The sequence below is a fragment of the Chryseobacterium daeguense DSM 19388 genome, assembly GCF_000430825.1.
In the GTDB taxonomy this organism is placed as follows: domain Bacteria; phylum Bacteroidota; class Bacteroidia; order Flavobacteriales; family Weeksellaceae; genus Chryseobacterium; species Chryseobacterium daeguense.
This window is the reverse complement of the sequence record NZ_AUMT01000001.1, coordinates 244,344-267,994: the sequence shown is the minus strand read 5'-3', so window position 1 is coordinate 267,994 and position 23,651 is coordinate 244,344. Positions and strand designations below refer to the sequence as shown.

General features: G+C 36.1%; 23 protein-coding genes. 12 read left to right on the top strand and 11 right to left on the bottom strand.

Going from position 1 to position 23,651, the window contains the following annotated elements; all coding sequences use genetic code 11:
* Nucleotides 1-200: 200 nt before the first annotated feature.
* From H560_RS0101330 to H560_RS22210, 10 genes are all read left to right on the top strand, one after another.
* Nucleotides 201-1,625 (top strand): anthranilate synthase component I family protein, encoded by a 1,425-nt coding sequence (locus tag H560_RS0101330; RefSeq protein ID WP_027378369.1) that lies wholly within the window; start codon nt 201-203, stop codon nt 1,623-1,625.
* 70 nt (nt 1,626-1,695) lie between these two features.
* The gene (locus H560_RS0101325; protein WP_027378368.1) at nt 1,696-2,265 is read left to right on the top strand and encodes an anthranilate synthase component II; all 570 of its coding nucleotides are present in this window, start codon (nt 1,696-1,698) and stop codon (nt 2,263-2,265) included.
* 35 nt (nt 2,266-2,300) lie between these two features.
* Nucleotides 2,301-3,287, top strand: coding sequence for an anthranilate phosphoribosyltransferase (gene trpD, locus H560_RS0101320; RefSeq protein WP_027378367.1), 987 nt, complete (start codon nt 2,301-2,303; stop codon nt 3,285-3,287).
* Nucleotides 3,288-3,305: 18 nt separating this feature from the next.
* Nucleotides 3,306-4,085 (top strand): indole-3-glycerol phosphate synthase TrpC, encoded by a 780-nt coding sequence (gene trpC / locus H560_RS0101315; protein ID WP_027378366.1) that lies wholly within the window; start codon nt 3,306-3,308, stop codon nt 4,083-4,085.
* Nucleotides 4,082-4,711, top strand: a complete 630-nt coding sequence (locus H560_RS0101310) for a phosphoribosylanthranilate isomerase (protein WP_027378365.1) — start codon at nt 4,082-4,084, stop codon at nt 4,709-4,711. The genes trpC and H560_RS0101310 overlap by 4 nt, the downstream gene beginning before the upstream one ends.
* An 83-nt stretch (nt 4,712-4,794) precedes the next feature.
* Nucleotides 4,795-5,319 carry a hypothetical protein gene (locus H560_RS0101305; protein WP_155844930.1) on the top strand — a complete coding sequence of 175 codons (525 nt, stop codon included), beginning with the start codon at nt 4,795-4,797 and terminating at the stop codon, nt 5,317-5,319.
* On the top strand, nt 5,300-6,490 hold the full coding sequence (gene trpB / locus H560_RS0101300) for a tryptophan synthase subunit beta (RefSeq protein WP_027378363.1): 1,191 nt from the start codon (nt 5,300-5,302) through the stop codon (nt 6,488-6,490). Before H560_RS0101305 ends, trpB begins: the two co-directional genes overlap by 20 nt.
* 81 nt (nt 6,491-6,571) lie before the next feature.
* Complete coding sequence (gene trpA, locus H560_RS0101295) at nt 6,572-7,306, top strand: tryptophan synthase subunit alpha (protein ID WP_027378362.1); 735 nt, start codon at nt 6,572-6,574, stop codon at nt 7,304-7,306.
* A gap of 31 nt (nt 7,307-7,337) precedes the next feature.
* Nucleotides 7,338-8,069 (top strand): lipoyl(octanoyl) transferase LipB, encoded by a 732-nt coding sequence (gene lipB, locus H560_RS0101290; RefSeq protein ID WP_027378361.1) that lies wholly within the window; start codon nt 7,338-7,340, stop codon nt 8,067-8,069.
* Between the two features lie 11 nt (nt 8,070-8,080).
* A complete protein-coding gene (locus tag H560_RS22210; RefSeq protein ID WP_051289076.1) occupies nt 8,081-9,244 on the top strand; it encodes a restriction endonuclease in 1,164 nt (387 codons plus the stop codon).
* 50 nt (nt 9,245-9,294) lie between these two features.
* Here the strand turns inward: H560_RS22210 and H560_RS0101280 are convergent, their stop codons facing one another.
* The 8 genes from H560_RS0101280 to H560_RS0101235 all read right to left on the bottom strand — a co-directional run bounded on the left by H560_RS0101280 (nt 9,295) and on the right by H560_RS0101235 (nt 18,513).
* Nucleotides 9,295-9,882: a peptide deformylase gene (locus H560_RS0101280; RefSeq protein WP_027378360.1), complete on the bottom strand. Its 588-nt coding sequence runs from the start codon at nt 9,880-9,882 to the stop codon at nt 9,295-9,297.
* A 425-nt stretch (nt 9,883-10,307) separates the two neighbouring features.
* On the bottom strand, nt 10,308-11,180 hold the full coding sequence (locus H560_RS0101270) for a ChaN family lipoprotein (RefSeq protein WP_027378359.1): 873 nt from the start codon (nt 11,178-11,180) through the stop codon (nt 10,308-10,310).
* A 241-nt stretch (nt 11,181-11,421) separates the two neighbouring features.
* Entirely contained in the window at nt 11,422-12,450 is a 1,029-nt protein-coding gene (locus tag H560_RS0101265) for a hemin-degrading factor (RefSeq protein WP_027378358.1), read from the bottom strand.
* Nucleotides 12,451-12,575: 125 nt separating this feature from the next.
* Nucleotides 12,576-13,346 (bottom strand): heme ABC transporter ATP-binding protein, encoded by a 771-nt coding sequence (locus H560_RS0101255; RefSeq protein ID WP_027378357.1) that lies wholly within the window; start codon nt 13,344-13,346, stop codon nt 12,576-12,578.
* Nucleotides 13,346-14,386, bottom strand: a complete 1,041-nt coding sequence (locus tag H560_RS0101250; protein WP_027378356.1) for a FecCD family ABC transporter permease — start codon at nt 14,384-14,386, stop codon at nt 13,346-13,348. Before H560_RS0101250 ends, H560_RS0101255 begins: the two co-directional genes overlap by 1 nt.
* Nucleotides 14,370-15,248: a heme/hemin ABC transporter substrate-binding protein gene (locus tag H560_RS0101245; RefSeq protein WP_027378355.1), complete on the bottom strand. Its 879-nt coding sequence runs from the start codon at nt 15,246-15,248 to the stop codon at nt 14,370-14,372. The genes H560_RS0101250 and H560_RS0101245 overlap by 17 nt, the downstream gene beginning before the upstream one ends.
* Nucleotides 15,249-15,273: 25 nt before the next feature.
* Nucleotides 15,274-16,356: an HmuY family protein gene (locus H560_RS0101240; protein WP_027378354.1), complete on the bottom strand. Its 1,083-nt coding sequence runs from the start codon at nt 16,354-16,356 to the stop codon at nt 15,274-15,276.
* Between the two features lie 12 nt (nt 16,357-16,368).
* Nucleotides 16,369-18,513 (bottom strand): TonB-dependent receptor plug domain-containing protein, encoded by a 2,145-nt coding sequence (locus H560_RS0101235; RefSeq protein WP_027378353.1) that lies wholly within the window; start codon nt 18,511-18,513, stop codon nt 16,369-16,371.
* A 96-nt stretch (nt 18,514-18,609) separates the two neighbouring features.
* Here H560_RS0101235 and H560_RS0101230 point away from each other — a divergent pair, with 96 nt between their 5' ends.
* Together H560_RS0101230 and H560_RS0101225 are read left to right on the top strand one after the other, a co-directional pair.
* On the top strand, nt 18,610-19,410 hold the full coding sequence (locus H560_RS0101230; protein ID WP_027378352.1) for a T9SS type A sorting domain-containing protein: 801 nt from the start codon (nt 18,610-18,612) through the stop codon (nt 19,408-19,410).
* A gap of 194 nt (nt 19,411-19,604) precedes the next feature.
* Nucleotides 19,605-20,912: a T9SS type A sorting domain-containing protein gene (locus H560_RS0101225; RefSeq protein WP_027378351.1), complete on the top strand. Its 1,308-nt coding sequence runs from the start codon at nt 19,605-19,607 to the stop codon at nt 20,910-20,912.
* 190 nt (nt 20,913-21,102) lie between these two features.
* On the opposite strand, the gene H560_RS0101220 is transcribed toward H560_RS0101225, so the two are convergent.
* From H560_RS0101220 to H560_RS0101210, 3 genes are all read right to left on the bottom strand, one after another.
* Nucleotides 21,103-21,393 (bottom strand): putative quinol monooxygenase, encoded by a 291-nt coding sequence (locus tag H560_RS0101220; RefSeq protein WP_027378350.1) that lies wholly within the window; start codon nt 21,391-21,393, stop codon nt 21,103-21,105.
* 93 nt (nt 21,394-21,486) lie between these two features.
* On the bottom strand, nt 21,487-22,371 hold the full coding sequence (locus tag H560_RS0101215; protein WP_027378349.1) for a sulfite exporter TauE/SafE family protein: 885 nt from the start codon (nt 22,369-22,371) through the stop codon (nt 21,487-21,489).
* A gap of 31 nt (nt 22,372-22,402) precedes the next feature.
* Nucleotides 22,403-23,644, bottom strand: a complete 1,242-nt coding sequence (locus H560_RS0101210; protein ID WP_027378348.1) for a sulfate adenylyltransferase subunit 1 — start codon at nt 23,642-23,644, stop codon at nt 22,403-22,405.
* Nucleotides 23,645-23,651 lie beyond the last annotated feature (7 nt).

The window sequence follows — 23,651 nt, the reverse complement described above, 5'->3', positions numbered from 1 at the left end:
AAAAAATTCCATACATTTGCCATATGTTTAATATAAGCAACAATATTTGGTGGTGGCTTTCAAACTCTTCGTCGGGTCTGGAAGTAGGATCATGTTGTTAATTTGTACAGCAGGAATAATACTTAAAACAATATATAAAGACTTTGACGTGTGCGTTGAAGTCTTTTTTTGTTTAAATACAATTGAATAATACACAGCAGATGTTGACTAAAAAAATAAAAATAAAAACCGTATCCAAAAAAGCATTGGGAGACCTTAAAACCCCGATGAATATTTACCTGCAGCTTCGGGATAAGTTCCGGGATACAATTCTTCTGGAGAGTTCGGATGCTAAAAATATTGATCATAATTTTTCTTTCATTGCTATTAACGCCATTGCAGGAATTGAAATAAAAAACCTTAATGAATATGAAATAAAACTACCGGGAGAAGAGCCTGTAAAGCAATTTATCATCGAACATAAAATTGCAGATATCTTTGAAAACTTTTCCCAGATTTTTGAATGTGAAAAAACAAAAGATCCTGTAGAAGAAACTGCACAGAGCCTTTTCGGGTATACAAGCTTTGAAGCCGTTCAGTTTTTTGAAAATATCATGCTGAAAGCACAAAGCCCCGAAGTTGAAATCCCGATCCTCCGGTACAGGCTGTATCAATACGTCATCGCCATTAATCATTATAATGACGAGATGTATATCATTGAAAACCAAATCAAGGGTATAAAATCTGAGCTTTATCTGCTGGAAAGCCTGATCAGAAATCAGAATTCCATCATTTATCCTTTCGAAAAAAACGGAAAAGAAACATCCAATATTACTGATGAAGAATATATTGAGCTTGTAAAAACCGCTCAAAAGCACTGCATGCGGGGCGATGTTTTCCAGCTGGTATTAAGCAGAAGGTTTGAGCAGAAGTTCAAAGGTGATGAATTTAATGTTTATCGTGCATTGCGAAACATTAATCCTTCTCCGTATCTTTTCTTTTTCGATTATGGAAATTATAAATTATTTGGCTCAAGCCCTGAAAGCCAGCTGATTATAAAAAACAACAAAGCTACCATTCATCCTATTGCCGGGACTTTCAAAAGGACCGGGCATTTTGAAACTGATCTCAAGTCAGTGGAAGCTTTAAAAAATGATGCTAAAGAAAATGCAGAACATACGATGCTGGTAGACCTTGCAAGAAATGATCTTGGAAAATTGGGGAAAAATGTTACTGTTACAAAATTGAAAGAAATACAACTTTTTTCTCACGTAATCCACATGGTAAGCGAAGTAACCGCAGATTTACCGGAAAATACAAATCCGTATGAAATGGTTGCCACCACCTTTCCGCAGGGAACATTAAGCGGCGCACCGAAACATCAAGCTTTACAGCTGATCAACAAATATGAAAAAGATTCCCGCGGCTATTACGGTGGCTGCATCGGAATGATCGGCTTAAACGGAGACTGTAACCAGGCTATTATGATCCGTACTTTTTTAAGTAAAAACAATACTTTGTATTATCAGGCCGGAGCCGGACTCGTCGCAAAATCTGACCCTGAAAATGAACTGCAGGAAGTCAACAATAAACTTAATGCCCTGAAAAAAGCAGTAGAAAAGGCAGGAAGCTTGGTTGAAAACTAATAAATGAAGAGTAAATTAAACTTTAAACAAGAAAAAAATGAACAACAATATAAATAAGGAAAAACAGGAAATTAAAGTGTTGGTTTTTGATAATTACGACAGTTTTACCTATAACCTTGTGCAAATCATTGAAAGGGTTTTGAATGCAAAAGTAGATGTGGTAAGAAATGATGAAATTACCTTGGATGAAATTGAAAAATACGACAAAATAGTCCTTTCACCAGGCCCCGGGATTCCTGAAGAGGCAGGGATTTTATTGGATGTAATAAAAAAATATGCTCCTACAAAAAGTATTCTCGGCGTATGTCTCGGTCAGCAGGCTATTGCTGAAGCTTTTGGAGGAAAGCTCATCAATCTTTCCGAGATTTTCCATGGAGTGGCAACTTCGGCAGATTTTGTGAAAAATGATACCAAGCTTTTTAAAAATCTATCATCCGGTATGGAAGTCGGAAGATATCACAGCTGGGCTGTAGATAACAATAATTTCCCTGAAGAACTGGAAATCACCGCAGTAGACAAAGACGGAATGATCATGGCTTTGCAGCATAAGCAATATGATGTTCACGGAGTCCAGTTTCACCCTGAGAGTATTTTAACGCCTGACGGGGAGATTATTATTAAAAATTTCCTTTTAAATTAAAAAATGCGAATGTTTTCATTCTTAAAACCCCGGTAATGAAAGAAATCCTACAATATTTATTCAACCATCATACCCTTTCAAAATCTGAGGCAAAAGCTATCATGATTGAAATTGCGCAAAACAAGTTCAATGCCATGGAAGTTACTGCATTTATCAGCGTTTATCTCATGCGGAACATTACCCTTAAAGAGCTTGAAGGCTTTCGGGAAGCCCTGCTGCAGATGGCTGTTCCCCTGAATCTTGATACCAGTGATGCCATTGACATCGTGGGAACCGGCGGTGATGGGAAAAATACCATCAATATATCCACTCTGGCAAGCTTTGTAGTAGCCGGAGCCGGACAGAAAGTGACAAAGCACGGCAATTACGGAACTTCTACCGTTGTAGGTTCTTCAAATGTGCTGGAAGAGCTTGGTTATCAGTTTAAAAATGATTCGGAAAGGCTTACCATGGATCTGGATAAAGCAAATATCTGCTTTCTTCATGCGCCGTATTTCCATCCCGCCGTACAGTCGGTAGGCTTGCTCCGGAAATCATTGGGTTTAAGGACATTTTTCAACCTTTTGGGTCCGCTTGTGAACCCTGCAAAGCCGCAATATTCCATGATTGGGGTTTATAATCTTGAAATTGCAAGGATTTACCAGTATATTTTACAAAAGGATAAGAAGGATTTCATCCTCATTCACGGAATGGACGGCTACGATGAGATCAGCCTTACCCACGACACCAAAGTAATCACAAAAAACGGTGAAGAAATTTATTCTACGGAAGACCTCGGGTTTGATTCTGTGAAGCCGGAAAGCTTAAAAGCGGGAGCAACCGTTCAGGAAACTGCAAAAATTTTCAGGAACATCCTGAGTGGTAACGGTACCGATCCGCAAAATTCTGTGGTTTTAGCCAATGCTGCAATGGCACTTCATCATACGAATAAGTTCGGGAACTATGACGATTGTCTATTTCAGGCTCAGGAAAGCTTATTCGGAGGAAAAGCTTTGAAAAGTCTTGAGCTGCTTTTAGAATAATTCAAAAAAGTAATGATGATGAATATTTTAGACAAGATAATCCAAAGAAAAAAAGAGGAAATTTCTGTTTCAAAATCAAGAATACCAGTTGGTGATCTTAAAAATACAATGTTTTTTGAAAGAGAAAATTTTTCGTTAAAACATAATATAAAAAATAAAAGCGGCATTATAGCCGAATTTAAAAGAAAATCTCCGTCAAAAGGTATTATTAATGATACAATATCACCTTTGGAAGTCACTTCAAAATATCAGGAATTGGGTGCAGGCGGAGTTTCTATCCTGACGGATACGGAGTTTTTTGGCGGAAGCATTGAAGATATTTTAAGTGTAAGAAATCATATCAATATTCCTATTCTGAGAAAAGATTTTATGATTGACGAATATCAGTTTTATGAAGCCAAAAGTATAGGTGCAGACGCTGTTTTATTAATTGCAGCCTGTCTTTCACCACAGCAGGTTATGGAATTTACAGAGCTGTCTCATGAATTGGGAATGGAAGTTTTGCTTGAAATCTATACAGAAGATGAGCTTAAGCATTTTAACCAAAATATTGATCTGGTAGGAATTAATAACAGAAATTTAAAGGATTTTAAAGTTGATCTGCAGCATTCGGTTAATTTAAAAAACCAGCTTCCTGAAAATGCCGTATCTGTTGCAGAAAGTGGGATTTACAGTGTTCAGGATTTTAAATTTTTAAAGCAAAAAGGGTTTGACGGGTTTCTTATGGGTGAATATTTTATGAAAAATGAAGATCCGGGAGAAAAATTTAAAGAATTTATGGCTGAAGTAATATTATGAATTTACAAAAACCAAAGTTAAAAGTGTGTGGTTTAACCAAAACCAGCCAGATTAATGAACTGGCTTCTATAAATATAGATTTTCTTGGTTTTATTTTCTATAAAAAATCACCAAGATATGTTTTGGATCAATTGTCCCTGGAAGAGATTTCGGAAATCAATCACCATGGGAAAGTCGGGGTTTTTGTAAATGAAAATATTAATAAGATAGTAGAAATTTCAGAAAAAGCAAACCTGAATTATATTCAATTGCACGGTGATGAAAATGAAAATTTTATTTTCGAATTAAAGAAAGAAATACCTGATATTAAGATTATTAAAGCAATAAGAATAGCAAACAATGAGATTAAAATAAACGATAAAATTACTGAAAATACAGACTATTTTCTTTTCGATACCGATTCAAAAGCTTTTGGCGGAACGGGAAAACAATTCGACTGGAATATTTTAAATACCGTACAGCTGCCGCTTCCCTACTTTTTGAGTGGCGGAATTTCAGAGGAAAACATTGATCAGGTGAAAATTTTAAACCAAAAACCATTTGCCATAGATATCAATTCAAAATTTGAAACTGAGCCGGGAATTAAAAATATAAGTAAAATAAAAACGTTTAAAGAATTATATTAGAATACAAAAACACAACAACGAAAAACAATACAATTTTGAAAAAATATTATTCAAAAAAGCTTAAGCTTTTAAAAATCAAGCGAATGAATTTACAGTCTTTAAAAAAGACGGTGAATTCTGCATTATTTCCTTTAAAATTTGAGAACAGGAAAATTGACGATTTACATAAGTTTATTACCCAGAATGACAGCAATACGGAACACTGGGAAATTGACGGCCTTCTGGGAGATTTCATCAGCATTATCGGAAAATTTGAGAAAGAAGATATTCAGTATTTCTTTAAAAATATAAGCCGGTGGGAAAGCTACCACCTTGTGATTATTGCCGATAAGTTATTGGATAACAATGTGAAATCGAGCGTGAGTTTTGATTTTGGATTTGTGTATTGTAAGATTTTCTGCCTGTATGAAAAACTGGATTCCTATTTTCTGGTGGATAATCTGGAAATTGCCGTCAATATGTACAATTCCAAACTAAACCTGAATATGATCGTGAATTTAACGGCAAAAATTAACCTTTTGTACCAAAACAAGCTGATTAATAAACAACAGTTTGATTATAATATTTCATTGATAAATAAATTACAAAATGACTTACAGAAACCCTGATGAATACGGATATTATGGAGACTTCGGAGGTGCATTTATCCCCGAAATGCTCTATCCCAATGTAGAGGAGTTACAGAAAAACTATCTGGAAATCATAGAATCGGAAAGTTTTCAACAAGAATATCAGGATTTATTAAAAAATTACGTTGGAAGATCAACGCCTTTATATTATGCTCAAAATCTAAGCGAAAGATATCAAACCAATATTTATCTGAAAAGAGAAGACCTCAACCACACCGGAGCCCACAAGATCAACAATGCTCTTGGACAGGTTTTGCTCGCAAGACATTTAGGTAAAAAAAGAATTATTGCAGAAACCGGAGCGGGTCAGCATGGCGTTGCAACAGCTACTGCATGCGCTTTACTGGGTCTGGAATGCATCGTTTATATGGGTGAAATTGACATTCAAAGACAAGCTCCGAACGTTGCAAGGATGAAAATGCTGGGAGCAGAAGTCATTCCCGCAACATCAGGTTCGAAAACGCTGAAAGACGCTGTAAATGAAGCATTAAGAGACTGGATCAATAATCCGGTTACGACTCATTATGTGATCGGAAGCGTGGTGGGACCACATCCTTTCCCTGATCTGGTGGCGAGATTTCAGAGCATTATTTCAAAAGAAATCAAAGAACAGCTTCTTGAGCAGGCCGGAAGAGAAAACCCGGATTATGTAATTGCCTGCGTAGGCGGAGGAAGCAATGCTGCAGGGGCTTTTTACCATTTTGTAAATGAAGAAAATGTACAATTAATCGCAGCCGAAGCCGGTGGCCACGGAGTTGATTCAGGAATGTCGGCAGCGACTACTTTCCTCGGAACTTTGGGTGTTTTACACGGAAGCAAAAGCCTCGTCATGCAGACGAATGACGGCCAGGTCATTGAACCCCACTCCATTTCCGCGGGATTGGATTATCCGGGAATCGGGCCTTTTCATGCGAATTTATTCAAAGAAAAACGGGCAGAATTTTTCAGCATTAATGATGATGAAGCGTTGGAGTCTGCATTTGAACTTACTAAAATGGAAGGTATTATTCCGGCTCTGGAAAGTGCTCATGCCCTAGCGGTTTTGGAAAAAAAAGCATTTGAAAAAAATGATATTGTAGTGATCTGCCTGAGCGGCCGCGGTGATAAGGATATGGAAACGTATTTAGAGAAATTAGAAGCTAGAAATTAGAGGTTAGTTATTATTAAAAATTTCTGCTTGCTAAATACTAACTTCTAATTTCTAACCTCTAACTTCTATTTTCAAAATAAAATGAAAAAATTAAACATCTATTTCACAGCCGGAATTCCAGCACTGGAAGACACCGCTGAGATTATAAAACTCATACAAAATTCCGGGGCAGATATGGTAGAAATCGGGATGCCTTATTCGGATCCGGTAGCTGATGGGCCAGTGATCCAAAAAGCACACGAGCTGGCTTTGAAAAACGGAATGATAATTTCAACATTATTTTCACAACTGAAATCTATAAAAAATGAGATAAAAATTCCACTTATTTTAATGGGATATATTAATCCCGTTTTAAGTTTCGGATTTGAAAAATTTTGTCAGGAATGCGCTGAAAGTGGTATTTCAGGATTGATTATTCCGGATTTACCGCCTATTGAATTCGAAAAAAATTATCAGAAAATTTTAGAAAAATACCACCTTAATTTTACTTTTCTGGTGACACCCGAAACTTCGGATGAAAGAATTATGTATCTCGATTCTTTGAGTTCGGGGTTTTTATACGCTGTAAGTTCCTCATCTACAACAGGAAATAAAAATGCTGATTTGAAAAATGAAGATTATCTTTCAAGACTGGGATCTTTACCTTTGAAAAACCCTGTGATGATAGGATTTGGAATTAAATCAAAAGAAGACTTTGAAAGTGTAACTGAAAAAGCGGATGGCGGAATCATCGGAACTGCCTTTGTGAATATTTTACTACAAAATAGAGACTGGAAGAAAAAAGCAATAGATTTCATCCATGCTGTAAAAGCATAAAAATCACTAAATTTGTGTATCAAAAAATGATATGAACACACATCAAAATAAAGTAGTAGAATTTGAAGATTTGGGAATCAAAGAATATCAGCCCGCCTGGGATTATCAGGAAAAACTGATGAAAGATATTATTGACACCAAAATAAAAAACCGTGATCTGCCTGCTGACCAACATATTACAACGCCCAACCATTTTCTTTTAGTAGAACATCCACACGTTTACACGCTTGGAAAAAGCGGTCATGAAGAAAATATGCTGGCCGGGATGGATCAGCTAAAGCAAATTGACGCTACTTTCGTAAAAGTAAATCGTGGCGGAGATATTACTTATCACGGTTACGGGCAAATTGTAGGCTACCCGATTCTTGACCTTGAAAATTTCTTTACGGATATTCATAAATATATGCGCAATCTTGAAGAAGTTATCATCAGAACTATTGCTGAATACGGCCTGAAAGGTGAACGCTCTCCGGGTGAAACGGGAGTCTGGCTTGATGTAGGAAAACCTTACGCCAGAAAAATCTGCGCCATGGGAGTAAAAGCTTCCCGCTGGGTAACTTTACACGGTTTTGCCCTGAATATAAACACAGATATGCGTTATTTTGAATATATTATCCCTTGTGGAATCAAAGACAAGCAGGTAACTTCCTTAAAAAGAGAGCTTGAAAGAGAGTTGACTCCTGAAGAAATGGAAGATATTAAGGCGAAGATCAGAAAGCATTTTACGGATGTTTTTGAGGCGGAATTGGTGACTATTCAGTAATAATTAAAGTTATGTTAGAAATTCTTATTCCTTTAATATTGATTCTTTTAATTTTTTCAATTTCTCTTTTTCGTATTAAAAAAGTATTAGAAAATGAAACAAAAAAATTAAAAATTAATCTTATTAATAAAGAAAAAGATTTTAAAACACTTGAAAATAGCTCAAAACAATTAGAAGAACAAAACAACAATTTAAAGCAATGCATTATTGAAAAAGACGAGCATTATAAAGACTTAGATAAATTCAATAACGATTCAATAAAAAAAATAATCACTTTACATAACGACTTTCTTTTATTTCAATTTGATATTAGTTCAAAATATTTAGAAAATAAATCCAGACCCGCAAATGTTGAAGCAAAAAGAATTAAAGAACTTAAGCAAGAGTCTAGATTGTACCTTGAGCAATATAAATTAATGCTTTATAAATATGAATATTTATTAAATATATTTCCTGAGCTTTTAAATTATGTTGATGACATTAGTTTTCTAAAAGAATTAGAAGACAAACAAAATATAGAGAAAATAACTAATGAAGATTATGTTTCTAGATATATTACTAAAGAGCAATATGCTCAATTAGATGATATACAAAGAAATCAACTGGCATTAGACAACTATATTAAAGGTAAAAAAACTAACTGGCAAATTGGGAGAGATTATGAGTTATTTTGTGGACAACATTACCAAAATTTAGGTTGGAATGTTACTTATTTTGGTATGGAGCAAAAACTCAAAGATTTAGGAAGAGATTTAATTGCTGTGAAAGATGATAAGACACTTATAGTACAATGTAAATATTGGTCTAAAGATAAATTAATTCATGAAAAACATATTTTACAATTATTTGCAACAACTTATATTTATAAAGTTTCTACCCTAAAATCTAAGAATAATTGTAAGGCAGTATTTATAACTAATACTGCACTTTCAGATACAGCAAAAGAATTTGCAAAAATTTTAAATGTTGAAATTATTCAAATGCAATTATCTGAATTTCCAAGAATAAAGTGTAACGTAAATAGAGATTCTTTTGGTGAATCAAAAATTTACCATCTCCCTTTTGATCAAAAATACGACTTTACTCACATAAAAAATAAAGGTGAGTTTTATGCGTATACAGTTAAGGAAGCTGTTGATAGAGGATTTAGAAGAGCCTTAAAATATTATGGCTAATTCAAACTTTACCTCGTTACAGAATCACTTTTCTTAAAAGCGTCCACTTTTTAATAAGAATCATTTTTCTCTTTTTCTTTTTTATCCGAAATTAAAATACCAAAGAGATGGTCAATCTCGTGCTGGAAAATTACGGCCGTGAAACCTTCTACAATTTCCGAATATTTCTGCCCTTTTAAATCAACATATTCAAGCTGAATAACCTTGCTTCTGTAAAATTCATCCCTGAAATCAGGAATGGATAAATCCCCTTCCGGACCGAGATTCTGCAGTTCCGACCTCCAGATGATTACCGGATTAATGAAATATTCCAACGGGCTTCCCTCTTTATCAAAACGCTGAACCCAGATCACTTTCCTATTGATTCCCACCTGTGGAGCTGCAATTCCCACTCCGCCGTCTGTTGAAAGCAAAGATTCTTTCATTCTCTTAACCAGAGTTACCGTATTCGGATCCAGTGGATCTATTTCTGTTGATAAGTTTAACAGCGTTGTATGCTGAGATTCATCCGTAGTCTGGTAGATGGGCAAGGCAGAGTTTTTATCTCCCTGATTGATAATGGAAAGTTCTGCTGAAGTTAATTTTTGAGCATTAACGAAACTGATAAAAAATATGAAGAAAAAGGATAGCTTTTTCATTATTATTGAATGTTTTACAAAGATAATAATGCTGATTTAAGTTTTGGTTAAAACTAATTTGAATTTTGATATTGAAAACGGGCTAAAGCCCGTTCCTATTAATAAAGAAAGTAAATTTTTCATTGTTTTGATTATTCTGCAAAGATATATTTTACAAAGAAAATAATTTAACGAAACAAGAAAATAGTTCAAACAAAAAAGGAAGCTTTTCGCTTCCCTTCTTTCACAATTTACCTTTATTTGTTCGTGTAAAGCAGATCAGCTTTACTTTTTTTTTTCTCATTGTGTGTTTTTAATCATTGTGTTTTTACTGAGGTAATTTGCTGATACAAAGGTAGAGACTATAAAAGTCAAAAAAGTTGAACTAGTTCAAAAAAAACATTTTACAAAAAAATAATTGTCTCTTTTTTTGCTTTTTAGTTTAATCAATACGTTTTCGTCATATCGGCCGGAATAATCAGATTAAAATCCGTTGGTTTGTAATCCTTCTCAGGCACCTTCAATTCAGGGTCTTCTGATTCAAAAACTGAGATTACCGCCATTTTAAGGTTAGGATTTTTCTGTTTGATATACCAATAAATCCCTCCAAACTCTTTGCTGTGATAATTTCCATTATAATGAATAAAAGTTTTCCCTGCCTGAAAATTTTTCAGGATAGACTCTGCCATTGTTGCATCCTTCGTTGCCTGCGCGGAAATAAAATTCATCACTTTTGTACCGTCTGTATGATCTCCCATCATGGCTTTCATTTCGGGATAGCCCGGCGTGTCAAGGGTTACTTTGATTGGCAGCTGAGCAATGTAAGTTTTTTCTTTTTCAGATAAATTATTCAAAGATTCAAGGCCTTCTTTTGATGTTTGGGAAGCGTATCTTCTGGGAATATTAGTGGCGATAAAATTCAGTTTTTTAGCTTTAGCAAAATCTACCAGCGGCTTGTAGTCCGTAGTAAAATTATTCCATAATCTTGCAGAATCCTTTAATATTTTTGCATCAAATTTCCCGCTTAGATATTGGTTCAACTGAGACTGGTTGTCTCTTTCAAACATTTCCGCTCCCAGGATAACCTGCCCGTTTTTCTCCCGGTATAAAGCTTCGGTAATTTTCAGCTGAAGCCAGTGATTGATAGAATTGTTATGATTTTCTCCAAAAAAAACAACATCATATTCCGCCAATTCTCTGACTAATTTTTCTGTCCGGATTTCCTTTCCTTTTTGATTATAAAACTGATAGGCTTTGAAGTCCTGAGCATTGAATGAACAGAAAGCTGTAAGAAGTATGGTTATGAAAATATTTTTCATTTTAATTATTTTTTTAACACTAATATTTTCCACAAATATCACAATATAATTTTAAATATTTCTTTTATTAACCATTAAGGATATTTAAGTTGTTAAGATTGATTAAGAAATAAAATTTTTAACTTCTAACAAGTAAAATTTAGTGTAATCCGTGAAAAATATTTGTGTAATTGTGTTTAGATTTAAAAAAGCCGCCCTGCAAAAAACAAAACGGCCTTATAAAAAAATCACCTAACTATTTTTATTTTTCTAAATTCGCTACAAGGTCTTTCCACTCCTGCAGTTCAGGAATTCCAGGTTTTCTTTTTCCAAAGAACTGAACGATGAAATCACCTTCTTTATTGAACACCTCAATAGCCGTTACTTCTCCGTCTTCCGTTGGTTTTTTCACGATCCAAGCCTCTGCAATTTTTGTTACATCAAGGTGTAAATTGAAATCAGGATCCATCACGTTGAACCATTGCTGGTGCCAAAGCGTTTTCTTCACATTTCCCGTATGAATCTGGATGATTCCTCTGTTTCCTACAAAAATCATGATCGGAAGCTCTTTTTCTGAAGCATCTTCCAATACATTTACCACTTTAGCATTGTCAATTTTCTTTGCAAATCCTTCCGGAGCCAGTCTCAAAGCCTGCGTTCTGCTCACGCCGAACTTTCTGGTCATCATGAAGAAATCATGAGTATCTTTAAGCTCTGTCCACGCTTTTTGGAAGCCTTCAACATCAATTTCTGAGTCTGCTTTTTCAGGAGCTTTAGGAGCCACAGCCTCAAATTCCAAAGCCTGAGTTTGATCTTCAGCCTTGAATTTTCCAACAATTGTATCAAAAGCAGCTTCGTTGCTGTCTTTTGTTAAATAAATCTTGTGAAGCGCCAGACCGTCTTTACCGAAGAACTGTAAGCTTTTTTTGTCACCTTCCACTACCGCGAAAGCGAATTTCCAATGGTTAAGGAAAATTCTAAGATCAATATCTTCTCCCACGAAAAGCTGAGCATGCGGGCTGCTGAAGTCTCCGTTCAGGTATGTTCCTTTTCTTTCGTGAACGCATTCGTCGTTACGAGTAAGAGCCATTACTTTTCCCAATTGCTCTGCTTCAGTGAGAATATCTTTAAAATCCGGCTTTAAAACGGTTACTCCTTCACCAACGTTTGTTGATAATAATTCTGCTTCGCTTACTCCAAGTTCTGCAGCTGCATTTCTGATTCTCAAATGTGGATTTTCTGCTTTTAAAGCTTCCCATTTTTCTTTCAAATCATTGACTAATGTGCTCATTATTTTATTTTTTTATGGTTAAAACTGTATAATTTCTTGTTATTGATTGTCGATTACTATTTCTTGTTTCTCCATGAAGATTGGCGAGATTCTTAGCCAATATTTTCAAATCTTCTTTTTCCATATTATCCAAAAATAATCATTGGGTTATTCGTGATCGGGTGCCCGCAAATGGTACAGGGAAAATTGTAAGCTGCACTGATATTCTCAGCGGTGAAAACCTCTTCCGGGGTTCCGTAAGCAGATACTTTTCCGGCTTTCATCAGTAATATTTTATCTGCATACTGTGCTGCAAGATTCAGGTCATGAAGAACAACAATCGCAGAATTGGCTTTTTTAGTGAAATTTTTAATAATTTCTAAAGCTTTGTACTGATGTTTTATATCTAAATTATTTAGAGGTTCGTCGAGGAAAAGAAGCTTATGTGCTATTCCGTTTTGCAGCTGAGCCAGCACTCTTGAAAGATGTACACGCTGCTTTTCTCCACCGGATAAAGTGTTGTACTCCCGGTCTTTCAGATGAAAAACATCTGTTTCATACATTATTTTGTTCATGGCTTCATGGTCTTCATGCTTCGGCTGTGCATCGAAATAGGGATAACGGCCCATCATCACGACATCTTTTACCTCAAGGGGAATATCATTGCTGTTGTGCTGGGAAAATTTTGCCTTGTGTTTAGACAGTTCTTTTACTTCCCAGTCAGTCAGGCTTTTATCTTTAAATAAAATTTTCTGTTTTGATTTTACTTCATTGGCCAAAACACTTAAAAGGCTGGATTTTCCGGCTCCGTTCGGACCTACAATCGCTAAAAACTCACCGTATTCCAAATGAACATCAACCCCATCCAGAACATGGAATTCTTTATGTTTGTAAATGATTTGATGCGCTTTAATCATTAGAGTGATTTTTTAAATTTAATTAAAATCGCGATGAAAATAGGACCTCCCATTAATGCTGTAAGAATCCCGATCGGCAGTTCTGAAGGTTCTACAATGCTTCTGCTGAAAGTGTCTGCCGTCAACAGTAAAATGCTTCCGCAAATGGCTGATAACGGTAAAATGAACGCATAATTTGATTTAAATAAAAGCCTCAAAATATATGGTACAATAAGACCGACAAAACCAATCGTCCCTGAAAATGCTACAGAGCTTCCCACCATTAATGCCGTAATGATGATGATCTGCTTCTTTAATCTTTCTACATTAATTCCCAAATGCTGTGCATCTTTTTCACCTAACATCATTGCATTCAATGCTTTACCTTTCGGCAGTAAAATGATGTATGAAATTATTAAAACAATGGCCAGAATGATATTCTTCGTCCATGTGGCAGCCGCTAAACTTCCTAAGTTCCAGAATGTTAAATCTCTTAACTGGTCATCTTTCGAAATATAAATCAAAAAACCTGTAATAGAGAAACCGATGGCCGTAATGGCTACTCCGGTCAATAACATCATAACTACATTGGTCTTTCCACCGCTCGTAGAAATCCTGTACACCAGCATCATTGATAAAAATGAGCCTATAAAAGCTGCAATACCCACCAGCGAAAATTGTACGGCCTCAGGAAGATACTGCTTAAAATGCCCTCCTAAAACAATTGCAATAGCTGCAAGTAGTGTTGCTCCTGAAGTAAGCCCTATCAAATCTCCCGTTGCTAAAGGATTTTTAAACAATCCCTGCAGTCCTGTCCCGGAAACGGCAAGCATACTTCCGATAAAAATAGCCATGATAATTCTGGCTGCACGTACGTCCCAGACTACATATTTATCACTCAGCGATACATCCTGATCCCCTTGTATTACTTTTCCTAAAACTTCAAAAGCAGATTTACCACCAAAGTCGTAAACGCCTGTATTAAGTGACCATACTGCTATGATAACCAGCAGTATGGCACTTATTGTAATGTAAAAGTATAATTTACTTTGTGTTTTCAATTAAAAGTTTGTTTAATCCTACAGCAGCCTCTCCTAATCTCGGTCCGAAACCTGAAACCAGGCCTCCGTCCATGGCGATAATCTTTTTGTTTTTACCAGCGTTTGTCTGTGAAACACCCGGCATTTTAAGTGCGCCTTCGTTTCCTCCTGCTCCCTGTAAACCGCTTGTGAAGAAGAATAACACATCTGGATTTGCTTTTACTACCGCCTCAGGTGTTAATGGCTTGAAATCTTCGAAATCATTTACTGCGTTTTCACCTCCTGCAATCTCGATTAATGAAGCCATTGGCGTATTTTTTCCTGAAACCATAAGCATATTTCCTCTTGCGTAGATGAATAATACTTTTGGTTTTTTAGCGATAGGCTGGATTTGTTTTAAATCAGCATCTATTTTATCGTTAAGCTTTTGATAATCTGTACTTCCGACTGCTTTTGCAACGTCAGCAATTAATTTTTTAGTCCCTTCAACAGTAAATTCCTGCTTGAAAATTTCCGTCTGGATTTTTGATTCCTGAATTTTTTTCATTAATTCCGGGTTGATATCTTTATCAGAAGCCAGGATTAACGTAGGAGAAACCGCCATGATCGGCTCGATAGTCATTGATCTTACGTGTCCCAGATCTTTAGCCGTAGCTTTCAAAGATTCCGGATATGTGCTGGTAACATCTGTGCCTACGATTTCTTTTTCGTGTCCTAAAGCCGCTACTATTTCTGTAATTCCGCCGTTTAGGGTAACAATTTTATTGTTGGATTTTGGAGCTTCAGCGCTTACTTCCGTAGTATTTTCTTTTTTAGCACCTTCTTCTTTTTTGCAAGAATATACTGCAACGAGAACGGATGCCGCAAGGATGAATTTTTTCATGATATACTATTATTTGATTTATTTTTTATAATGGTTTGTATTCAAACTGTGGATTACCTCTTTCGCCGGATGTACTTGTAAGTCTTGTGAATCTGAGCTTAAAGTAGTAGCCTTCAGCATCTTTCATCACGTAGAAGCGGTCTCCGTAAACTTCAAGTCCGTTTGTTCCTACGGGATTCCTCCAATTGGCCCCGATAACGCGCTGATCATTGTAGATAAATTTAGACTGATCAATATCCGAAGCTTTGAAATTATTATAGGCTTCCACGCCTGACCCCGAAGTCACTACAACCTCATAAGCTCCTGCTCCACCTACATTATTAATGGTAACAAAATCTGCATAAATATAGCTCCCGGCCCCGGTAATCGTATTGGTGAATACCGTAAAACAGATATCCCATTTCTTTTTCTCCGGCTGAATAGTAACTTCTTTATTATTTTTTAAGCTTACAAAATTGTAGTTGTAGGCTGTATTTTTTGCGATGGTAAGCTCTTTATGCGTCGTTGAATTAAGCTCTGCATATTTCACTTTGTATCCTTCACCGGATCTTATCACCTGTACTTTCATCCATCCTCTGCTGTCACCTCCCGTTGCTACAGAACCATTGGCCACTGTTCCTGTGTAGATCTCCTTCCCCATATTGACAAGGTAAACTGCATTTTCGGAATCTGTGGGTTTTATCTCTTCAATGGCCGTGTATCCACCGGGAAAGTTACCCTTCACATCATCAATATAAATTTCATTGGCAGGATTAAAATTCGCTACCTGAACCTGATCTTTAAATGATGCAACACTGGCTTCAGTTACCAGATCTATGTTTGTAGCATTAGGAATTTTTCCTGCTGCCATCATAATTGATGAATTTAAAACTACTTTAAAAGCGCTTCCGGAATAGAATGCAAGATCCCAATCTGTTCTTTTAGTAAGAATTTCAGTTTTAGTTCCCAGATCAAACCAAACCTGATTGGGCTGAGTGGCCCCTCCCACCTTAGGATCTACCCGTGCACCGTCTGAAGGAAGCATTGCTACCGGATCTTCATTATCGTTAATACATGATTGCGAAATAAAAGAAGCTCCTATTAAAAGGCAAAAAAGTATTTTTTTCATTTTTTAAAATGTTTAAAAATTATAGTTTAATCTGGCAAAATAACTTCTGCCATAGAACAGATTCTGCTGATCCAAAGCTGCATTGTGGCCATCGCCGCCTTGTATTGTATTTCTAATGGATGATATATCAAAGATGTTTTTAATCCCTGCACTAATCTCAAAGTGATTATTAAAGAAGGGCTGACTTACCGTAAAGTTCAGCATGCTGAAATCCCCAAGCTCACCCAAAACATACCGCCCCGGATCCTGCGGATTATTGGCATCAGTAATATGGGTATATCTTTTTTGAGTTCCGGTATATTTGTAATAAAGGGCAAACAGAGTTTTTGTGGCAGGCAATGTATAATTAGCAGCCACATTAGCTTCCGTATAAAAATTAAAGTCATCGGGCGAAGTGATATTTCCTGTATTTAAAACTTGGGAAATACCCATAACGGAAACTCCGGTATTGAAAGAAAAATCACCTTTTCGAATGTTAATTCCGCCGCCTAATAATATTGATTTATAGTTATCTACATTTAAATAAGTCAGTTTTAACGGGCTGTTGCTAATCACAACATCTACAATCCTGTCTTTCACATCAAGATACATTCCCGAGGCACTGAAATTGAACTTCCAGCCTGCCGCAGATGTTGTATTGTAATCCCAAAATGCGCCGGCCGAATATCCCGTTTCCGGCTTTAGATTTTCATTGCCTCTTATATCATGATTAAAATCCACTCTCATGGTATACAGCTCTTCATACGTTGGAAACCTGTTTGCAGAACCGACTACTAAACGGATATCTGATTTTTCGGTGGTTTTGAATCTTGCTGTTACAGAGTAATTATATTGAGAATTAAATTTATTGCTTACTGCAAATCTCACTCCCGGACGTAATGAAAGCCAGCTTGTGGCGTTCCATTCTGCTGATAAGAAATTAGCATAATTGAAGATAATCCTGCTTATATCTGTATTTTCTCCTGTAGTCCCGAAATTTCCGTCCTTGTTACTGGCAAAGCCTTTCGTCCTGTCCAGCTCGTAGCCTAATTGGAAATTAATCTTATCGCTGTTCAGGAAATTGCTGAACATTCCTCTTGAATACATGACTTCAGATTTAAAGAAGGTCTCATTCTCGCCCCGCGACAGTTCGTACCTGTTCGGAACATCATACACATAATCCTGTAATTTTCTTTCCTGGGTCTGGTAAGAAAAATCTCCGCTGTAATTGATTCTTGAGCCTAATTTTGTCTGAATATTAAACTGGTGAATCCATCTCTTAGTGCTAAAATCCGTATCATTTGAAATATAAGTTCTGTTTCCTCCTCCAAGGTACAGTTCTTCAACAATAGGATTGTATGAATTAATTTTTTCCGTTAAGAAATTAACTTTATAGAAAAAGCTTGTGCTATTTTTATTATAACGGATGATTCCGTTTGTAGTGAGCTGATCTTTCGGCAGCCATTCGTAGCCTCGGTTTCCGTCATTATTCTCCGTGAAGTATTTATAACCTCCCAAACTACCTTTATATCCCTGAAAATCATTATGATTAATATCTGCAGAGACAGACCAGTGGTCATTAATTTTATATCCTACATTCAGAAACTGTATATGCCTTCCGTTTCCTTTTTTGAACCAGTCATAATCTTTATTAACGGTTTCTTCCTGTAATGAAGCCTGTATCGTTATTTTTTTTCCGTAATTTTTCTTTGTGATAATATTAATTACACCTGCTACTGCATTATTACCGTACTCTACCCCCATTGATCCCTTTACAACTTCAATACGTTCGATATTATTTACGTTGATTTTAGTAAGGTCCACCAGGTTTCCCATTCCCTGATCACTGACTACAGGAATATTGTCGATAAGAATTTTAGTGTATTCCCCGCTCAGCCCCATAATATTGGCGTTGGAATCACCGGAGCCTCTGTTGGGTTCTATAAGAATATTAAGGTTTTGATTAAGAACTTCGGCTACATTGGTTACAGCCATGTTTTTAATCTGCTGCGCATCAATCACCTCCACTTTATAAATTGACTTATTAATGGACTGCTGCATATATTGCCCGGTGATGACAACCTCTTCTATTTTCTTCTGATCAAGAGTATCTTTTTCCTGTGCATTCACCCAAAAAACTGTGGATAAAGAGAGAATGGAAAGCACTTTCTTCTTCATAGATGCAAAAAATTTTCGACAAATATAGTGCTTTATTTAGAACAATTAAAAATAAATAACTATTTTTGTGGAATAATTCTAAATAAAAATAACGTTATGAAATTAAGACTACTTATTGGAACTTTAATGCTTACGGCTATTTCGGCTAATGCGCAAGTAGCTACTATTAATGAAAATTTCAACAACTTTACGGCAGGGAACAGCACTTTCCCACAAAACGGATGGTCTGCTGTTTTAGCACCCAACCCAATGCCTTTCCCTCCTGGACCGTTAATGATTGTTACCAATACTACCGACAGGGCTGTACAAGCATACTCTGGTAATAATACCAACGCACCTTCTTATCTTATTTCTCCACAGATTGTAGCACCAGCAGGTGATAAGACACTAACTTTTGCTGCAGCAAAAGCTACCGGGTCAGGCGGTAACGGAACATTGGAAATCGGACTTGCTTCCAGCCCAACTGATATGAGTACATTCACAGCTTTGGGTTCTCCAATTTCTTTAACGAGCGAAACATATCAGAACATTACAGTTCCAGTAACAGCTTCTACGTCTACTTATATTGTATTTAAATTTACTCCTACTGCAGCTCATACCGCTTTACAGATTGATAATGTAGTTTATAATGTGGGCAGTGTTTTAGCTGTTTCAGATAATTTTAAATCAAAAGAAGACATCAAATTCGCAGTAAATGCTGATAACACAGCACTACATTTCATAGCTAAAAAAGATCCTAAAAACATTCAGATCTATTCTGCTGCAGGTCAAAAAGTAGCGGAAGGAAAATTATCAAGCCAGCAATTTGATATTAATAATATCCAGACAGGGGTTTATTATATCATCATAGAAACTGCAGAAGGTACTGTTGTAAAATCAAAATTTATTAAAAAGTAAAGATTTATTAGACTATAATTTGCACTTTAAAGTCGGCTGATCATGTATTAGCCGGCTTTTTCTTTGTTTAAATCTTTTTAATATTACTATAAATTAATATCAAACCAGACAAAAATCATGTTTTTATTTAGAATGATTAAAAATAAATTATATAGTTTTGTGGAATGATTCTAAATAAATAAAATTAAAATATTATGAAAACAAAACTACTTTTTGCTTCAATGCTGGCTTTGGGTATACAGCAGAATGCTCTCGCTCAGGTGGATGCTAATGGCTATACAACAGTGAATATGACGATGGGGGCAAGCTATCAGAACAGAGTTTTTTTTGACCTGAGTGCAAACAACATGGTTTCTCAGCCTGCCAATACCTGGGATATTGCTTTTTACAGAAATTCAAGCATGAATTTTGGAACAAGGATCAATGATGCGCAATATATTGAAGTATATCAGGCTTCAAACAATCCAAATGACTGGAATACCATCACAACCAATAATATCTCAACCTTCGGGGCACCTTTATATAATCTGGATAATACTACAGCCATTCAGGAAGGCGCTTTTGAGCAGGGAACGGCTACTTACGGTTGGGGAGAATACAATCCCGGAACTCATCATGTAGAAGGAAAGGTAATTTTCATCCTAAAATATGTTACTACCAACACGTATTATAAATTTATGGTGGAAGATTATTACGGAGGTTATACTTTTAAATATGCAAAATGGAATTCTTCTACCTCTTCATGGGATCCTGCCGTTACAAAAAATGTTGCTAACGGTACAGATGACGCTTATTTCAACTATTTTTCTTTCGCGACTAATGATAAAGTAGCTAATCTGGAACCATCAAAAACCAACTGGGACCTGATGTTCACAAGATACTGGACAGATTACCCATACACCGACCCGAATACAGGCCAGCCGGCAACCATGAAATACAGAATGGCAGGCGTAATCCAGAATTCTAATATCACCGTGGCTAAAGTACAGCCGGAAACACAGGCTACCTCTACAGCTACTCTTCCTGCTGCCAACACATTCTCGAACAATATTACAGCAATCGGGCACAGCTGGAAACCAACTATGGGTGTACACAATGATGTAGTTTATTACATTAAGCAGGGTACGGAATACTACAGACTGTATTTTACTTCAAACGAAGGCTCTTCCGCAGGAAATATGTATTTCAAATATAAGAATATCACATCTTTTTTAGGAACAACTGATATAGCAAACAAAAAAGCATCTTTCGGGATGTATCCAAATCCTACAACGGCTGATAAAAAGGTAACGGTTTTATTTGACATTAAAGAAAAAGCAAACACTAAAGGCAATGTAGAGGTTTATGATATGTCCGGCAAAAAAGTATATTCTGCAGAACTCACTAATCAAACTGGCTTCTACAAGCAAGATCTAAATCTTTCTCACCTTTCTTCAGGAAATTATTTAGTAAAAATAACTTTTGGAGGAAGTACGGAAACCAAAAAGCTGATAGTGAAGTAATTAAGGTGAATTGTTAAATGTGAATTATTGTACTGTCAATTGTAAAGGTTGAAATTATACTATTATATTCACTTTCAAAATAATACTTTCTATTTTTTCTAATAAAAGGCTGCCCGCAATTGTGGACAGCCTTTTAGATTTTATGAATCCGGAAACTTTTACACAATGGTATTTACTTCTATCTTCCGGCCTATAATGTCTTATATCCTTTATAAACCTGTGTTGAGCTTTCCAGCATTTTTGCAACATCTCTCCGGAAATTCAGCAGGTGATCCTGGCCGTTGTGACGGTTCAGGTGTTCTTCACTTTCCCATAATTCTATCATAAGAAAAGTTCCTTTGTTATCCTTGTCTTCTACCAGGTCATATTGCAGGCAACCCTCTTCTTTCCTAGTTTCTCTTACCAATGTCTGAAAATGTTCCACTGCTTCCATAAGGTAATTTTCATTAAACTTAAAAAGCGCAACTACATGTAAATTCATTATTAATTTTTTTAATGGTGTAAATGTAGAATATTTTCAAGGCCGAAAGTATTTTACAGGCTTTTATTTTTCCACAATAAAGCATTGATTACATTAAAAAACAGATTTACAAATTGTTATCGAGCTCATTACAATAACTAAAATCCCGATGATGATAAACATACTTTTTACAGGAAGCTTTGCGGTAAGCATTGCAGAAAACGGTGCGGTGACAATACCGCCAAGCAAAAGGCCCAGAATGATATTCCAATGCTGAATTCCCAATGTAAAAATAAAAGTAATGGCTGCAGTAAGGGTTAAAATAAATTTTGCAACGGTAGAACTTCCTACTGCAAACCTCGGTGTGAAAGAATTTTTAATTAAAGTGCCCGTTACCAAAGGCCCCCAACCACCTCCGGCGAAAGAATCGATAAATCCACCAATGATTCCCAGTCTTGTAAGGTTGGTTTTCTTTTTCAGTTTCTTGTCCTGCTTGCTTTTAAAAGCATTTGATAAGATCTGGATTCCAAGGTATAATGTATAAAAAGAGATAATGGTTTTAGTAATTTTAGAATAATATTCTCCGAGATAACTCAATAAAATTGCACCGATGATCGCTCCGATTATAGCCGGAATCGCTAATTTTTTAACTAAACTTTTGCTTACATTCTTCAATTTGATATGGCTGATGCTCCCGGCTGCCGTTGTAAAGCTTTCCGCCGAGTGAATGCTTGCACTTACTGCATGCGGCGGAATTCCTATGAACAGAAGTGTTGTAGTGCAGATCACACCATATCCCATTCCCATTGATCCGGCCACAATTTCGGCTAAAACACCCACCAAAAGCATCCAGTAGAAAATGTAATTATCTTTTGCTAAAATGGCACCCAGCTCATCAAGGTAACCCGTTTCATACATGGCAAAAACCACGATGAACAGGATTGCAAGTGTCACTAAGAACACATTGAGCCTGATTTGAATTTTCCTTGAAATTACCATTTTATTTGTTAATTGTTTAAATCAATTTAAATTACAAAATCATCACAGCTCCCACCGTAGAATTACTCGTTTCATCAATCAGAATGGCGTTTCCCGTATTTCTGCTTTCATCAAAGCTGTCAAAAACCAGTGGCGAAGCCGTTTTAAGACGAAGTTTCACGACTTCATTCAGTTTGATGCTTTCCGTAATCGGTGTTTTTTCTAAGGTATTGACATCTATTTTATATTCGATTTCCTTTATTACAGCTTTTAAGACCTTGCTTTTATGCTGTATAAAATATTTATTTCCTTCATTAAGCTCTTTTTTATCCAGCCAGCAGACTACTGCTTCTATTTCATTTTCCACCTTTGGAAGGTTTTCTGATTGTACTAAAAAATCACCCCGGCTGATATCAATATCATCTTCAATATGCAGAACCGCCGGCTGATTGGTAAAAACAGATTCCACTTCTTTTCCGCCTGTTTCTATTTTTGAAATTTTTGTCTGAATATGTTGGGGAAGAACAGTAATTTTGTCCCCTTTTTTATAAGTTCCGGAGATAACTTCTCCTGCGTAGCCCCTGTAATCGTGCAATTCATCGGTTTGCGGACGGATCACATACTGAACCTGGAATCTCGGATTTTCAAATTCTTTATTTTCATTAATCTGTACATCTTCGAGAAAGCTTAACAGTGTAGAACCTTCATACCAGGGCATATTTTCTGATTTTTCAACAATATTGTCTCCATGAAAGGCGGAAATAGGGAAATATCTCACATTTTCCAGTCCTAATTTCTTAGCCACCAGGCTGTATTGAGCTTTAATATCATTAAAAACTTCCTCGGAATAATCTACCAGATCCATTTTATTGATCGCAACTACAACATTTTTCATCTTTAATAATGAAGCGATAATAGAATGCCTTCTCGTTTGTTCGATCACACATTGTCTCGCATCAATCAGAATCACAATCAGCTGCGAATTCGAAGCTCCTGTAATCATATTTCTGGTGTACTGGATGTGTCCCGGTGCATCAGCAATAATAAACTTCCTCTTCGGAGTTGAAAAATACCTGTAGGCTACATCAATAGTGATTCCCTGCTCTCTTTCGGCCCTTAAACCGTCCGTTAAAATAGCAAGGTCTACCCCGTTTTCATTTTTATTTTTTGATTGTTTTTCTAATGCTTCCAGCTGATCAATCAATATATTTTTACTGTCGTACAAAAGCCTTCCGATCAGGGTACTTTTCCCGTCGTCTACACTTCCCGCTGTTATAAATCTTAATATGTCCACGTAAATA

Bases quoted from the DNA above. Each gene is read 5' to 3' on its own strand.
- trpA (WP_027378362.1), top strand. From the start codon at position 6,572: ATGAAAAAATTAAACATCTATTTCACAGCCGGAATTCCAGCACTGGAA.
- trpC (WP_027378366.1), top strand. From the start codon at position 3,306: ATGAATATTTTAGACAAGATAATCCAAAGAAAAAAAGAGGAAATTTCT.
- H560_RS0101225 (WP_027378351.1), top strand. From the start codon at position 19,605: ATGAAAACAAAACTACTTTTTGCTTCAATGCTGGCTTTGGGTATACAG.
- lipB (WP_027378361.1), top strand. From the start codon at position 7,338: ATGAACACACATCAAAATAAAGTAGTAGAATTTGAAGATTTGGGAATC.
- H560_RS0101255 (WP_027378357.1), bottom strand. From the start codon at position 13,346: ATGATTAAAGCGCATCAAATCATTTACAAACATAAAGAATTCCATGTT.
- H560_RS0101330 (WP_027378369.1), top strand. From the start codon at position 201: ATGTTGACTAAAAAAATAAAAATAAAAACCGTATCCAAAAAAGCATTG.
- trpD (WP_027378367.1), top strand. From the start codon at position 2,301: ATGAAAGAAATCCTACAATATTTATTCAACCATCATACCCTTTCAAAA.
- H560_RS0101230 (WP_027378352.1), top strand. From the start codon at position 18,610: ATGAAATTAAGACTACTTATTGGAACTTTAATGCTTACGGCTATTTCG.
- H560_RS0101220 (WP_027378350.1), bottom strand. From the start codon at position 21,393: ATGAATTTACATGTAGTTGCGCTTTTTAAGTTTAATGAAAATTACCTT.
- H560_RS0101280 (WP_027378360.1), bottom strand. From the start codon at position 9,882: ATGAAAAAGCTATCCTTTTTCTTCATATTTTTTATCAGTTTCGTTAAT.
- H560_RS22210 (WP_051289076.1), top strand. From the start codon at position 8,081: ATGTTAGAAATTCTTATTCCTTTAATATTGATTCTTTTAATTTTTTCA.
- H560_RS0101305 (WP_155844930.1), top strand. From the start codon at position 4,795: ATGAATTTACAGTCTTTAAAAAAGACGGTGAATTCTGCATTATTTCCT.
- H560_RS0101240 (WP_027378354.1), bottom strand. From the start codon at position 16,356: ATGAAAAAAATACTTTTTTGCCTTTTAATAGGAGCTTCTTTTATTTCG.
- H560_RS0101270 (WP_027378359.1), bottom strand. From the start codon at position 11,180: ATGAAAAATATTTTCATAACCATACTTCTTACAGCTTTCTGTTCATTC.
- H560_RS0101310 (WP_027378365.1), top strand. From the start codon at position 4,082: ATGAATTTACAAAAACCAAAGTTAAAAGTGTGTGGTTTAACCAAAACC.
- H560_RS0101265 (WP_027378358.1), bottom strand. From the start codon at position 12,450: ATGAGCACATTAGTCAATGATTTGAAAGAAAAATGGGAAGCTTTAAAA.
- H560_RS0101235 (WP_027378353.1), bottom strand. From the start codon at position 18,513: ATGAAGAAGAAAGTGCTTTCCATTCTCTCTTTATCCACAGTTTTTTGG.
- trpB (WP_027378363.1), top strand. From the start codon at position 5,300: ATGACTTACAGAAACCCTGATGAATACGGATATTATGGAGACTTCGGA.
- H560_RS0101245 (WP_027378355.1), bottom strand. From the start codon at position 15,248: ATGAAAAAATTCATCCTTGCGGCATCCGTTCTCGTTGCAGTATATTCT.
- H560_RS0101215 (WP_027378349.1), bottom strand. From the start codon at position 22,371: ATGGTAATTTCAAGGAAAATTCAAATCAGGCTCAATGTGTTCTTAGTG.